This is a genomic window from Comamonas thiooxydans, from assembly GCF_000964545.1.
In the GTDB taxonomy this organism is placed as follows: Bacteria; Pseudomonadota; Gammaproteobacteria; order Burkholderiales; family Burkholderiaceae_C; genus Comamonas; species Comamonas thiooxydans.
In genome coordinates, this window is the sequence record NZ_BBVD01000002.1 from 483,438 (window position 1) to 496,111 (window position 12,674).

Below are 12,674 nucleotides of genomic sequence, written 5' to 3' on the forward strand. Positions count from 1 at the left end.
GGCAGTCTTGATTGGCAATGCTGCATTGTCGGCCAAGTCGACCAACGAGCAAGCCGGCTTGCGCAGTCGGTTGCCTCAGAGCACAGTAGCGGCAGTCCAAAGCTCGCTGTTCAAAGGTTTGCCTATGTTCTCCATGGCTGCTCCCTGGTGGGAGTTCGTGATTCGCGGTGTTGGCGTCTACCTGTTTCTGCTGGTGTTTCTGCGTCTGACCGGCAGGCGCCAGACCGGCCAGTACGCACCTTTCGACCTGGTGCTGCTGCTGATTCTTTCCAACGCAGTACAGAACTCCATGAATGCGGGCGACAACTCGCTGATCGGCGGACTGATCAGTGCCGGCACGCTGCTGGCCTGCCATGCGCTGCTCTCCCGCCTGAGTTACCGCTTTGCAAGGCTTCGCAGACTGGTGAATGGCAAACCCAAGGTCCTGATTCACCAGGGCATTGTGCAACCCAGTCTGATGACGCAGGAGCAGATCACTGCCGAAGACCTGGCGGCGGCCCTGCGCTCCAATGGCTGTCTCAACGCGCATGAGGTGGAGCGCGCCACGATCGAGACCAACGGCCAGATCACCGTGGTGCTGCGCAAGCGCAGCATGGCTGAGCTGGGGGAGGCCTGAGAGCCTCAGAACGTGTTTAAGTTCTCAGTGCAGGCCGTCCAGAAACTGCCTGATGGCCGCATTCACGGGTTCCGGGTGCGTGAGATTGGCTGCATGGCCCGCACCTGCCACATCCACCCACTGGGCCTGGGGCAAGCCCTTGAACATGGCCCGCGCACGCTCCACACCGATGGCAGCATCCTTGTCGCCATGAATCACCAGCGCGGGCACCTTGATTTCGGCCAGGCGCGGGCTGATGTCGTCGCGCAGCGCCAGCGTCGCAAAGCTCTGCCCCAGGTTGATCGGAGAGGCCTGCTTCCATTTGGCGCGCCACTGCGCAGCTCCGGGCCAGCCCTGGCCCAGAATCGTGTGCTCCACGATGGTGGCCATGTCATCCGACAGCCCATGCTCCATCCAGGCCTTGAGCAAGGCCTCGTGGTGCGGCATCTGCTCGGGGTCTTCCAGCATGGCCTGGGTGTCTATCAGCACCAGCGCGCCCACGACATCCGGATGAATCAGCGCGCAGCGCAGAGACAGATAGCCGCCTTGCGACATGCCCACCAGCACCGCTTTTTCCACACCCAGATATTTGAGCAAGGCCGCCAGATCATCGGCCGAGTCATAGTAGCTGAACGCTTCGCAATGCTCGGGATCTGCGGTCTGCCCGTGACCGCGCTCATCCCAGCTGATGCAGCGATACTGCCCCTGCAAAGCCTGAATCTGCGGCTCGAACATGGTGTGATCCATGAGCAGGCCGTGCGAGAACACAATGGCCGGGCCACGCCCTCCCGTGTCCTCGTAGTAGATATTCTGACCATTGACCTGGGCAAAAGGCATGCCGGACTCCTGCTGCAAATGGTTGAAACCCCTGGGGGAACTCCCCACACTGAGCACATCCTAAGCAGGCCTTGTGACATCGGCAACCGGCCCGTCCCCTGATGTGCCACAGCCTCGTGCACAACAGTTGACAGCGGCGGGCTTTTGCCACCTGACTCAGATCAGGCCAGCGCCCGCTGGATCAGGATCTTCTGCACATCGCTGGTGCCTTCGTAGATCTGGCATACGCGCACATCGCGATAGATGCGCTCCACGGGAAAGTCGCTCACCACGCCATAGCCGCCCAGGGTCTGGATGGCGGCGCTGCATACGCGCTCGGCCATCTCGCTGGCAAAGAGCTTGGCCATGGCTGCTTCCTTGAGGCAGGGAAGACCCGCATCACGCAGGCTGGCAGCATGCCAGATCAGTTGCCGGGCCGCTTCGATCTGCGTCGCGCATTCGGCAAGCCTGAAGCCCACGGCCTGATGGTTGAAGATGGGCTGACCAAAGCTCTCGCGTTCCTTGCTGTACTGCAGCGCGCATTCAAAGGCCGCACGCGCCATGCCCACGCTTTGCGCGGCAATTCCGATACGCCCGCCTTCCAGCGCGGAAAGTGCAATCCTGTAGCCCTCGCCCTCGGCCCCGATCAGGTTCGCGGCGGGAATGCGGCAGTTCTCGAAATTGATCTGCGCCGTATCGCTGCTGTGCTGGCCCAGCTTGTCTTCGAGGCGTGCCACCTGGTAGCCGGGATTGCCGGTGGGCACGATGAAGGCACTCATACCCTTCTTGCCCGCCGTCTTGTCGGTGACGGCGATGACGATGGCTACATCGCCATTCTTGCCGCTGGTGATGAACTGCTTGACGCCGTTGATGACGTAGTCGCCGCCATCGCGTACGGCCGTGGTACGCAGCGCCGAGGCATCGCTGCCCACATGGGGCTCGGTCAGGCAGAAGGCTCCCAGCATCTGGCCCTGCGCCAGCGGACGCAGCCATTGCTCCTGCTGGCCGGCATTGCCGTACTTCATGAGAATGGCATTGACCGGGCAATTGGTCACGCTGATGACGGTGCTGGTGCCACCATCGCCAGCGGCGATTTCCTCAAGCACCAGCGCCAGGCTCACATAGTCCAGGCCCGCACCGCCGAGTTCCTCGGGCACGCAGATGCCATAGGCACCGAGCGCGGCCAGCCCCTGGTGCACGTCCTTGGGGAACTCGTGCTCCTTGTCCCAGCGCGCGGCATGGGGTGTGATCTGCTCGCGCACAAAATCGCGCAAAGCGTCGCGGATCATTTCCTGGTCCTGATTCAGCAGCATGTTGTCTCCGATATTTATAGCTATATGCCCGTTGTTCAGCCTGGGCTAGGCGTCTAGAAGCTTGATGTATCTGCCGTCGTGGCGCAGCAGCTGACCGCGGTCTTCGGGCTTGACCTGCGCCAGGGCCTGCATCAGCCCCTGCACGCTTTGAGCCACCGACAGCGGGGCCGCAGCGCCGCCCATCTCGGTCTGCACCCAGCCCGGATCCAGCGCCAGCAGCGTCAGGCCCGGCCATTGGCGGCAGGCCGAGACCACGGCCATATTGAGCGCAGCCTTGCTGACGCGGTACAGCCAGGCGCTCTCGTCCGCATCGGCCAGCAGGGACATGCCGCTGGAGAAGGCGCCGATCACGCCGCCAGCCTCCTGCACCATGGGAGCAATCTGCGGCAGGGCCTGCATAAAGCCCAGCACATTGCTGTGCATCACCAGATCGAACTGCTGCTGGGTAGGCGGCACGCCTGCGTCATGACCGTCCCAGACACCGGCCACGTAAAGCGCGATATCGATGCTGGCCCCGTCGAGCTGCCAGGCCAGGCCGCTGACGCTGGCAGGATCTGCCAGATCGACCTGCAGCACCCGGGCGCCGCGTGCCTGCAGGTCGACCATGTCTTCAGCCTTGCGCACGGTGGCAATCACCTGGTGGCCTTGTGCCAGATAGGCCTCGGCCAGGGCTCGGCCCAGGCCGCGTGATGCGCCAAGAATCAGTATCAAAGCCATAGCTGTTTGCGCCTATGAATGGTTTGTTTCAAAACGTTTTCCATCGAAAATCCTTTCATGACAAGCGCTGTCAGCTATCAACTTTTCTTGGTCTGCTCGGCAGCAATCATGGCGCCATAGCGGGCCACCATGCTTTCCTGCGACTCGGGCTGGGCGGTCAGTCCCATTTGGGCATGGATGATCTGATTGAGCGTGGGCATGACGTTGCGCGCCACCCTGGCCTCCTCGCTCCACAGGCGGGAGCGCATCAGCGCCTTGGCACAGTGCAGATAGGCCTCCTGCACACGGATTTCGATCACCAGCTTGGGGCGGAAATGATCGCTGGCAAACAAGGCCGTGTAATGCGCCTCATCACGCAGCTGGGCTGTGCCGTTGACGCGCAGGGTTTCATCGAAGCCCGGCACAAAGAACAGCAAACCCAGGCGCGGGTCGTCGAGCAGATTGCTCAGGCTGTCCAGCCGGTTGTTGCCGCCCGCATCGGGAATGAGCAAGGTATTGGCGTCCGGTGCCTTGACGAAGCCAGGCTTGCCGCCTCGTGGCGAAGCATCGAGCAAGGTGCCGCCCGCACCGCCGGTGGCCATGACCAGAAACGGCGACAGCGCGATAAAGCGCAGGCAGTGCCGATCCAGCTCCCACTGCTGCTTGAGCAGTGCCCGCTCGGCAGGAGGCTCGTACAACTGCAGCAGTTGTTCGCGCGAAGTGATCATGAAGCCAGGACCTCCTCGGGACGGTCGTTGCGGTGGATGGCTGCGTACAGTGACAGGAACTCGTTCCAGGAAGGGTCGAAGCTCACGCTGAGCTCGCCCTCCAGTTCGGGCACATGCTGTCTGCCCAGCTGTCCGGCCAGTTGCACCGCATGGGCCGGATCTTCCACATAGTAGGTGGCCACGCGGGCACTCATGTTTTCCACGCGCGAGAAGGCAAGAATGCCGCGCTGTTCACGGCTGAGTTGTTCATCCAGCGCATCCTGGGCGTCACGCACCCCGTCCAGCTCCTGCTGGCTGGAGAAATTGAAGCGCCATTCCATGAAATGCGACAGATCGGCGCGCGTGGCCACGGCATTGGCACCGTCGTGGAAGGTCAGGATGTCGGGCGGCGCATCCTCGTCGGCATCCTGTGCACGCACTTCGAGCGAGAGCCAGCGGTCGCTGTCTTCCTGGGGGAATTCATAGCTGCGGCCCAGTTGCTGGCGAATGAAGCCATCGAACAGGGGCGGGAACTCCGACAGCAGAGCGGAGCCGTAGACATCGGCCGCAGCCTCGGAGGCAAACTCGACCGGACCCACGCGTACGGAAAAATCCCACTCGCCCAGCACATGGTCCAGCATGATGAACGCCATGTGCTGCGCATGCTCGGCCATGTCCCTGGCAATGGGCTTCTCGAACGAGAGCTTGAGGCCTATGATGCCTCCCGCATCGTAATAGCCCACCCGGATATCGGAGCAGGCCAGCTCGAAGCCGTCCATGCGCATGCCGAAATTGCTGCCCAGCGCGCGGCTGCGAAACGCCTGCACGCTGTAATGCTCGAAACGCGGCGCCTGGCGCACCAGTGCCTGGGCATTCTCGAACTGCGCCGTGTTGCCATGGGCCGAGATCACCAGCCGGGAGCCGGCCTCCCCGAGCTTGCCTTCCAGCTCCAGACTCAGGCCCGGTGCATATTGGCGCAGCAACTCATTGGAGCTTTCCACAAACTCATGGCGATCGAGCTCCTCCAGCTGGCTCAGCTGGTTGGAAAAATCGCCCCAGAAAGCATCAATCTGCTGCGGCTCCAGCGGCTTGATGGTCTCGCTCTCGTCGTGGTGAATGTCTGCGCTCATGAATGATTTCCGCAATGTGAGCTGCACACATTCAGCGCGAATGCGTGCAATCCGTTGAACATGCGTTCACTGTAGAGCAAACCGGTGACGGTTCTGAGCAAATGGCGTCAGATCAGCTCAATTGCCATGGCCGTGGCCTCGCCGCCGCCGATGCACAGCGTGGCCAGGCCCTTCTTCTTGCCGCGTGTCTTGAGCGCGTGCAGCAGGGTGACCAGAATGCGCGCACCGCTGGCGCCAATCGGGTGTCCGAGAGCACAGGCACCGCCATTCACGTTGACCTTGTCATGCGAGACCTTGAGATCGGCCATCAGCGCCATGGGCACCACGGCAAAGGCTTCGTTGATTTCCCACAGGTCCACATCCTCCACGGCCCAGCCGGCCTTCTTCAGCGCCTTTTCGGTGGCGCCCACGGGTGCGGTGGTGAACCACTCGGGGGCCTGTGCAAAGGTCGCGTGCGAGACGATGCGCGCCAGCGGCTTGCAGCCCAGCTGCTTGGCCGTGGACTCGCGCATCAGCACCATGGCGGCAGCGCCGTCGTTGATGCTGGAGCTGGAAGCGGCAGTGATGGTGCCGTCCTTCTTGAACGCAGGCTTGAGGCTGGAGATCTTGTCCAGCTTGGCCTTGGCCGGGCCTTCGTCAACACTGACGGTCACGTCGCCCTTGCGGGTCTTGACGGTGACGGGCGTGATTTCGGCGTCAAAAGCACCGCTTTGCGCTGCGGCCTGGGCACGCTGCACGCTGGCAATGGCAAACGCGTCCTGCGCTTCACGCGTGAACTGGTATTTGGCAGCGCAGTCCTCACCGAAAGTGCCCATGGAGCGGCCGGCCTCATAGGCGTCCTCCAGACCGTCGAGCATCATGTGATCGAAGATCTTGTCGTGCCCCATGCGATAGCCGCCACGCCCCTTCTTGAGCAGATAAGGGGCATTGGTCATGCTCTCCATGCCGCCGGCAATCATCACCTCGCGGCTGCCGGCGATGAGCTGGTCGTGCGCCAGGATGGTGGCTTCCATGCCGGCGCCGCACATCTTGGACAGGGTCACGGCGCCTGTGCTTTGCGGCAGGCCGCCCTTGAAGCCGGCCTGGCGAGCCGGAGCCTGGCCCTGGCCCGCCATCAGGCAGTTGCCGAACAGCACTTCCTCCACAAGTTCGGGCCGGATGCCGGCACGCTCGACTGCCGCCTTGATGGCTGCGCCCCCCAGATCATGGGCGGCCAGATCGGAAAAATCGCCCTGGAACGCGCCCATGGGAGTGCGGGCAGCGCTGACGATGACTACGGGATCCTGATACATGGTTTGTCTCCTTGAAAAATGGATGGATATGATCTGCCTCTTCAAGCGAGGCTATTGGCGGGAATCTCGAAACGCTGCGTGTCCAGTCCTGCGTCGCCGGCATGCAGAAAGCGGCTGCGCTCGTAGGGGAACACGTCCAGGAAATGACCGTCACGGATACGGCTCTGGTGACCGCGCCAGAACTCGGCCTCCAGCAGATCGGCGTGATGGCGCATGAAGATGTCGCGCACGGCCGGATGGCCCAGCAGAAAAGGCCCGAAAGTCTCGGGAAAGACATCCCTGGGGCCGACCGAGTACCAGATGTCGCCCGACATCTCCTCTTCCTCGGTTCGCGGCTGCGGCACCTCGCGGAAATTGCAATCGGTCAGGTATTCGATCTCGTCATAGTCGTAGAACACCACCTTGCCGCCGCGCGTGACGCCGAAGTTCTTCCACAGCATGTCGCCGGGAAAGATATTGGTGGCGACCAGATCCTTGATGGCATTGCCGTACTCGAGAATCGCGCGCTCCATGGCAGCGCGGCGCTCCGGCTTGGTGTCTGCCTCGGCCAGGCACTCCATCAGGAACAGATTCAGCGGCACCAGGCGACGCTCGATATAGAGATGGCTGATGATGACTTCCATCTGCCCGTCGCCGTCGCGGTCGCTGATCTCGATCTGCTCGGGAGCCTGGGCATGCAGCTCGGCCAGCAGTTCATCGCTGAAGCGTTCCTTGGGAAAAGCCACCAGGCTGTACTCCATGGTGTCGGCCATGCGGCCGCCACGATCATGCTTCTTGACCAGCTGGTACTTGGCCTTGACCTGGGGACGCGAGACATCCTTGCTGCTGGCGATACGATCCTTGATGAGCTTGAACACATAGGGGAAGCTCGGCAGGTCGAACACCAGCATGACCAGGCCTTTGATGCCGGGCGCAATGCGCAGCTGATCGCTGGAGTGGCGCAGATGATGCAGAAAGTCGCGGTAGAACAGGGTCTTGCCCTGCTTGGCCAGACCCAGGGCGTTATAGATTTCCGCCTTGGGCTTGCGCGGCATGAGGCTGCGCAGAAAGCTCACATAGGCGCTGGGCACTTCCATGTCCACCATGAAATAGGCGCGCGCAAAGCTGAACAGCGCATGCAGGTCGTCCTCTCCGAACAGGGCCGCATGCAGTATGAGCTGCTCCTTTTCTCCATGCAGGATGGGAATCGCCAGCGGCAGCTCGGTATAGCCGGTGATGATTTTGCCGACCAGATACGCTCCCTTGTTGCGATAGAACAGGCTGGACAGCACCTGAAGCTGGAAGTTGGCCCTGAGCGTCAGGCCCGCCAGCCTCTCGCGTATGCGCTCGGCCAGCAGATGCACGTCGCGCTGCAGGTCTTCGAAGCGGCATTGCAGCTGCAGCTGCTCGAACAGGCTCTGCAGCGTGCCTTCGATCTGGGCGAGGTTGCCGGGGTAGTAGGCGCGGTAGATGGGTACGGCACCCGGCGCGGTATTTTCCAGGTATTCGGTGCTGACGGCAGCACGCACGAAGATGAAGTCGTTCTGGAAATGGGTGCGGTGCAGAATCTTGGTGGTGACCGAGTTGAAGAAGGTCTCGGCCAGCTCCGGCTGCAGATGATCGACCATCAGGCCGATGTAATGAAGCTTGACCTGCTGCCAGACAGCCATGCTCTGCAGGCTGGCGGCAAACTCCTCTTCCAGCCTCTGGATGCAGGCACGCACCTGCCGATCGTAGAACTCTATGCGCTCACGCTGAGCCTGCTGCTGGCCCGGCCAGTCCATGGTCTCGAAGCGCTGCTTGGCTCGGGCAGCTTCCGCACTGAACATGCGGTAATGCTGGTTGTAGCCATGCATCAGGGCCTGCGCAATGGCATAGGCCTCGGGGGCGTCCAGTCGTTGCGGAAACATGGCGGGCCAGTCGCTCCAGATAAGTGAGCAGCACTCTCAAACGGAACAAGCGACACAGGCCTTGAGTCCGCTTGAGGGCACTGCAACTGCGCAGCGGCAGCGATCAGTCGCGCTTACGCGCAGCGACCTTCTCGACAGCCTTGTTGTAGACATCCTCCAGGCCGCCCACACCAGGCACGGTCATTTCGAGGTTGGTGATGTGGCCGTTGTTGAGGCTGTAGCACCAGCCGTGCAGAGTCACCTTCTGACCACGGGCCCAGGCATCCTGCATCACGGTGGACTGAGCCACGTTGACCACCTGCTCGATGGCGTTGAGTTCGCACAGCACATCGTGGCGGAACTGGGTGGAGATGCCTTCCAGCAGCTTGATGTGCTTGTCGCGCACGTCGCGCACGTGGCGGGTCCAGTTGTCCACCAGACCCAGACGCAGATTGTTCAGCGCCGCATACACGCCGCCGCAGCCATAGTGGCCCACCACCATCAGGTGCTCGATCTTCAGATGATCGACCGAGTACTGGATGGTGGACAGGCAGTTCAGATCGCTGGGCACCACCACGTTGGCCACGTTGCGGTGCACGAACACCTCGCCAGGCTCCAGACCCGTGATCTGGTTGGCTGGCACGCGGCTGTCCGAGCAGCCGATCCACATGTATTTGGGCTTTTGCTGCGCCATCAGTCCGGTAAAGAAACCCGGACGATCACGCTCCATCTGGTCTGCCCATTGGCGGTTGTGGACAAACAGTTCTTCGATGGAGGTCGTTGTCATGAAGCTATCCTTCTTTTTGTGGTTGAAAGAACGGCGCAGCTCCTGCTTTTTCAGCAGGTTTCAGCAAACAGCTCGCGGCCTATGAGCATGCGGCGAATTTCGCTGGTGCCAGCGCCAATCTCGTAGAGTTTCGCATCTCGCCACAGACGACCGAGCGGATACTCGTTGATATACCCATTACCGCCATAGATTTGCACGCCCTCGCCGGCCATCCAGGTGGCCTTCTCGGCGCACCACAAGATCACGCTGGCGCAGTCCTTGCGAACCTGGCGCACATGATCGGTTCCCAGAAGATCCAGGTTTTTAGCGACCGTATAGGCAAAAGAGCGGCCTGCTTGCAGCACGGTGTACATGTCCGCCACCTTGCCCTGGATCAGCTGGAACTCGCCGATGCTCTGGCCGAACTGCTTGCGGTCGTGGATATAGGGGACGACATTGTCCATGACGGACTGCATGATGCCCAGCGGGCCGCCGGTCAGGACGGCGCGCTCATAGTCCAGGCCGCTCATCAATACCTTGGCGCCCATGTTCAGGCCGCCAAGAATGTTTTCAGCCGGCACTTCCACATCCTGGAACACCAGCTCGCCCGTGTGGCTGCCGCGCATGCCCAGCTTGTCTAGCTTTTGCGCGATCGAGAAGCCCTTCATGCCCTTTTCGATCAGAAAGGCCGTCACGCCGCGCGCGCCCATCTCCGGCTCGGTCTTGGCATAGACCACCAGGGTGTCGGCGTCGGGCCCGTTGGTGATCCACATCTTGCTGCCGTTGAGCAGGTAGTAGCCGCCCTTGTCCTCGGCCTTGAGCTTCATGCTGATCACGTCGGAGCCGGCGCCGGGCTCGCTCATGGCCAGAGCTCCCACATGCTCGCCGCTGATGAGCTTGGGCAGGTATTTGGCCTTCTGCGCCTCGCTGCCGTTGCGATTGATCTGATTCACGCACAGATTGCTGTGCGCGCCATAGGACAGGCCCACCGAGGCACTGGCGCGCGATATTTCCTCCATGGCCACCATATGCGCCAGATAGCCCATATCGGCGCCGCCGTACTGCTCGGGCACGGTAATGCCGAGCACGCCCAGCTCGCCGAACTTGCGCCACAGATCCATGGGGAACTGGTCGCTGCGATCAATCTCGGCCGCACGCGGAGCAATCTCGCTCTGTGCGAATTCACGCACCGCATCACGCAGCGCATCGATGTCTTCACCGAGCTGGAAGTTCAGTCCGGGCAGATTGGCAAGGCTCATGGTTGTCTCCTGTAGATATGGGTCTGACGAATCGTCTTGTCAGTGTTGTATGCCTTCACGGTTCTGCACACACATCAGAGTGCAGCCCATTGTGGCAATCAGTTTCTCTTTTCCCTGGTCAATGGCAAATGCCTTGCCTTCGGATACGGTGATGGTGCGTCCGGGCTTGATGACCCGACCTTCCATGCGAAAGCGCTGGCCTTTGGCAGGAGCGAGCAGGTTGATCTTGAATTCGATGGTGAGCACGGCCGCATCGGCCGGCATCAGCGTCAGGCCCGCGTAGCCGCAGGCCGAGTCCAGTGCGGTGGATACCATGCCGGCGTGCAAAAAACCATGCTGCTGCGTCAGGCCGGGAGCCCAGTCCAGGCAGATATCCACAACGCCTGGCTCCACCAGGGTCAGCTCCGCGCCAATCGTGGCCATGGCGCCTTGCTTCGCAAAGCTCTGCTTCACCCGATGAACAAAATCCAGAGACTCGGTGACACCTGCAACAGACATGGCAACTCTCCAGCAAAGCTCTGCAATTGACGTTTACGTAAACGTCAATTATGCGCCATTTTTGCTCTCGCTCCTTTTCAATAGTGTGCGAGCCTCTTTTTCCTGCTCTCGCACCTCATCCAGAGTCACCTGCAGATCGGCCATCTGTGCTTCGAGCTGCTTGCGATGGATGGCCAGCACGTCGAGAAACTTGCGCAGCTGCACGCCCGTATCACGCGGGCTGTCATACATGTCGATGATTTCCTTGGCCTCGGACAGCGACAGTCCCAGGCGCTTGGCCCGCAGCGTCAGGCGCAGACGTGCGCGATCTCGGGACGAGTACACGCGATTGCGACCACCTGCGCCGGAGCGCTCCGGCTGCAGCAAGCCCATGTCCTCATAAAAACGGATGGCCCGGGTCGTGAGATCGAACTCTTTGGCAAGGTCACTGATGGTGTAAATGGTCGACATGATTCTGTGGGGTTGTAAGTCTTGCATCGCACAGGCGACTGCCAGAGGTGGCTTGATCTCTAAAATGCTTTGACAAAACTGACGTTTACGTTAACGTCAATGCTAAACGAAATACCGCCCCATGACCTCAAGCCAAGAATCCGCTCTTCACTACCCACTCGGCGATACCTTGCCCGGTCCGGCCCAGACTCTGGAAGTGGCACCCGGCGTCAAGTGGATCCGCATGACCTTGCCGTTTGCCCTCGATCACATCAACCTCTGGCTGCTGCGTGATCGCCAGACCGATCTGCATGGCCAGGTACGCGAGGGCTGGACGGTCATCGACTGCTGCGTCAATCGCACCGAGGCGCGCGAGCAATGGGAGCAGATCTTCGCCGCCGAACTGGAAGGCCTGCCCGTTTTGCGCGTCATCGTCACCCATATGCACCCCGACCATATCGGCCTGGCCGGCTGGCTCTGCCAGCAATGGAACGCGCCCTTGTGGATCAGCGCCACCGATTACAACGTCGCCCGCGTCGCCATGAAAGACAGGGACGGCTTCGGCGGCGAATCCGGTGCGGACTTCTACAGCCTGCACGGACAAAGAGATGAGGAATTTCTGCTCCATGTCCGCGGCCGTGGCAGCTACTACTCTTCCCTGGTGGCCCCCATACCCGACATCTATCACCGCATCATGGATGGCGACGAGATCGACATCAACGGCCGCACATGGCAATGCATTGCCGGCTATGGTCACGCGCCGGAGCACATGGCGCTTTACTGCGCCGAGCTCGAGACACTGATCAGCGGCGACATGGTGCTTCCCCGTATTTCCGCCAATGTCAGCGTGCATTCTTCCGAGCCCGAAGCCAACCCGCTGCAGCTGTTTCTCACATCGCTGAAGCGCTACTTCGCTCTCCCACAGAACACCTATGTTCTGCCCTCGCATGGCAAACCCTTTACAGGCTTGCATATCCGTGTCCAGCAACTGCTGGACCATCATCAGGAACGTCTGAACGACATCATGCAGGCCTCCAGGCTACAGGGGCTGAGCGCTGCCGACATCCTTCCCATTCTCTTCAAACGCCAACTGGACACTCACCAGATGACTTTCGCCATGGGCGAGGCTCTGGCTCACCTGCACTATCTCTGGTTCAGCCGGCAACTGACGCGGCGGCTGGATGAAAACGGCATCCTGCGCTTCTACGCACCGAATATGCAGAAATAAAAAGAGAGCGCCTAGCGCTCTCTTTTTATGGGTTTCCGGTATTTTTGTAGCTGGAATGCTTTGACACCCTGCGGCAA

13 protein-coding genes are annotated in these 12,674 nt (G+C 61.1%); 2 read left to right on the top strand and 11 right to left on the bottom strand.

Going from position 1 to position 12,674, the window contains the following annotated elements:
- Positions 1 to 124 precede the first annotated feature (124 nt).
- Positions 125 to 616, top strand: coding sequence for a DUF421 domain-containing protein (locus Cth01_RS03655; RefSeq protein ID WP_034391772.1), 492 nt, complete (start codon positions 125 to 127; stop codon positions 614 to 616).
- Between the two features lie 24 nt (positions 617 to 640).
- Here the strand turns inward: Cth01_RS03655 and Cth01_RS03660 are convergent, their stop codons facing one another.
- The 11 genes from Cth01_RS03660 to Cth01_RS03710 form a co-directional block, all read right to left on the bottom strand.
- Positions 641 to 1,432, bottom strand: a complete 792-nt coding sequence (locus Cth01_RS03660; protein ID WP_003073149.1) for an alpha/beta fold hydrolase — start codon at positions 1,430 to 1,432, stop codon at positions 641 to 643.
- 161 nt (positions 1,433 to 1,593) lie between these two features.
- Complete coding sequence (locus tag Cth01_RS03665; protein WP_034391770.1) at positions 1,594 to 2,724, bottom strand: acyl-CoA dehydrogenase family protein; 1,131 nt, start codon at positions 2,722 to 2,724, stop codon at positions 1,594 to 1,596.
- Positions 2,725 to 2,769: 45 nt separating this feature from the next.
- Complete coding sequence (locus Cth01_RS03670) at positions 2,770 to 3,441, bottom strand: SDR family oxidoreductase (protein ID WP_034357079.1); 672 nt, start codon at positions 3,439 to 3,441, stop codon at positions 2,770 to 2,772.
- Between the two features lie 77 nt (positions 3,442 to 3,518).
- Positions 3,519 to 4,148 (bottom strand): MSMEG_1061 family FMN-dependent PPOX-type flavoprotein, encoded by a 630-nt coding sequence (locus Cth01_RS03675; RefSeq protein WP_045838544.1) that lies wholly within the window; start codon positions 4,146 to 4,148, stop codon positions 3,519 to 3,521.
- Positions 4,145 to 5,257 carry a hypothetical protein gene (locus Cth01_RS03680; RefSeq protein ID WP_034405857.1) on the bottom strand — a complete coding sequence of 371 codons (1,113 nt, stop codon included), beginning with the start codon at positions 5,255 to 5,257 and terminating at the stop codon, positions 4,145 to 4,147. The genes Cth01_RS03675 and Cth01_RS03680 overlap by 4 nt, the downstream gene beginning before the upstream one ends.
- A 107-nt stretch (positions 5,258 to 5,364) precedes the next feature.
- Positions 5,365 to 6,549 carry an acetyl-CoA C-acyltransferase gene (locus tag Cth01_RS03685; RefSeq protein ID WP_045838545.1) on the bottom strand — a complete coding sequence of 395 codons (1,185 nt, stop codon included), beginning with the start codon at positions 6,547 to 6,549 and terminating at the stop codon, positions 5,365 to 5,367.
- Between the two features lie 41 nt (positions 6,550 to 6,590).
- Positions 6,591 to 8,438, bottom strand: a complete 1,848-nt coding sequence (aceK, locus tag Cth01_RS03690; RefSeq protein ID WP_034379154.1) for a bifunctional isocitrate dehydrogenase kinase/phosphatase — start codon at positions 8,436 to 8,438, stop codon at positions 6,591 to 6,593.
- Positions 8,439 to 8,541: 103 nt separating this feature from the next.
- On the bottom strand, positions 8,542 to 9,204 hold the full coding sequence (can, locus tag Cth01_RS03695) for a carbonate dehydratase (protein WP_003061612.1): 663 nt from the start codon (positions 9,202 to 9,204) through the stop codon (positions 8,542 to 8,544).
- A gap of 50 nt (positions 9,205 to 9,254) precedes the next feature.
- Complete coding sequence (locus Cth01_RS03700; RefSeq protein ID WP_034357069.1) at positions 9,255 to 10,442, bottom strand: isovaleryl-CoA dehydrogenase; 1,188 nt, start codon at positions 10,440 to 10,442, stop codon at positions 9,255 to 9,257.
- 39 nt (positions 10,443 to 10,481) lie between these two features.
- Positions 10,482 to 10,940 carry a PaaI family thioesterase gene (locus tag Cth01_RS03705; RefSeq protein ID WP_034357067.1) on the bottom strand — a complete coding sequence of 153 codons (459 nt, stop codon included), beginning with the start codon at positions 10,938 to 10,940 and terminating at the stop codon, positions 10,482 to 10,484.
- Between the two features lie 48 nt (positions 10,941 to 10,988).
- Entirely contained in the window at positions 10,989 to 11,390 is a 402-nt protein-coding gene (locus Cth01_RS03710; protein ID WP_003061601.1) for a MerR family transcriptional regulator, read from the bottom strand.
- Between the two features lie 121 nt (positions 11,391 to 11,511).
- On the opposite strand from Cth01_RS03710, the gene Cth01_RS03715 reads away from it, so the two are divergent.
- Positions 11,512 to 12,597, top strand: coding sequence for an MBL fold metallo-hydrolase (locus Cth01_RS03715; protein WP_034357064.1), 1,086 nt, complete (start codon positions 11,512 to 11,514; stop codon positions 12,595 to 12,597).
- Positions 12,598 to 12,674 lie beyond the last annotated feature (77 nt).

What these genes read in the sequence shown, in the direction of transcription:
- Cth01_RS03655 (WP_034391772.1), top strand. Translation starts at nt 125, where the DNA reads ATGTTCTCCATGGCTGCTCCCTGGTGGGAGTTCGTGATTCGCGGTGTT.
- Cth01_RS03660 (WP_003073149.1), bottom strand. Translation starts at nt 1,432, where the DNA reads ATGCCTTTTGCCCAGGTCAATGGTCAGAATATCTACTACGAGGACACG.
- Cth01_RS03665 (WP_034391770.1), bottom strand. Translation starts at nt 2,724, where the DNA reads ATGCTGCTGAATCAGGACCAGGAAATGATCCGCGACGCTTTGCGCGAT.
- Cth01_RS03670 (WP_034357079.1), bottom strand. Translation starts at nt 3,441, where the DNA reads ATGGCTTTGATACTGATTCTTGGCGCATCACGCGGCCTGGGCCGAGCC.
- Cth01_RS03675 (WP_045838544.1), bottom strand. Translation starts at nt 4,148, where the DNA reads ATGATCACTTCGCGCGAACAACTGCTGCAGTTGTACGAGCCTCCTGCC.
- Cth01_RS03680 (WP_034405857.1), bottom strand. Translation starts at nt 5,257, where the DNA reads ATGAGCGCAGACATTCACCACGACGAGAGCGAGACCATCAAGCCGCTG.
- Cth01_RS03685 (WP_045838545.1), bottom strand. Translation starts at nt 6,549, where the DNA reads ATGTATCAGGATCCCGTAGTCATCGTCAGCGCTGCCCGCACTCCCATG.
- aceK (WP_034379154.1), bottom strand. Translation starts at nt 8,438, where the DNA reads ATGTTTCCGCAACGACTGGACGCCCCCGAGGCCTATGCCATTGCGCAG.
- can (WP_003061612.1), bottom strand. Translation starts at nt 9,204, where the DNA reads ATGACAACGACCTCCATCGAAGAACTGTTTGTCCACAACCGCCAATGG.
- Cth01_RS03700 (WP_034357069.1), bottom strand. Translation starts at nt 10,442, where the DNA reads ATGAGCCTTGCCAATCTGCCCGGACTGAACTTCCAGCTCGGTGAAGAC.
- Cth01_RS03705 (WP_034357067.1), bottom strand. Translation starts at nt 10,940, where the DNA reads ATGTCTGTTGCAGGTGTCACCGAGTCTCTGGATTTTGTTCATCGGGTG.
- Cth01_RS03710 (WP_003061601.1), bottom strand. Translation starts at nt 11,390, where the DNA reads ATGTCGACCATTTACACCATCAGTGACCTTGCCAAAGAGTTCGATCTC.
- Cth01_RS03715 (WP_034357064.1), top strand. Translation starts at nt 11,512, where the DNA reads ATGACCTCAAGCCAAGAATCCGCTCTTCACTACCCACTCGGCGATACC.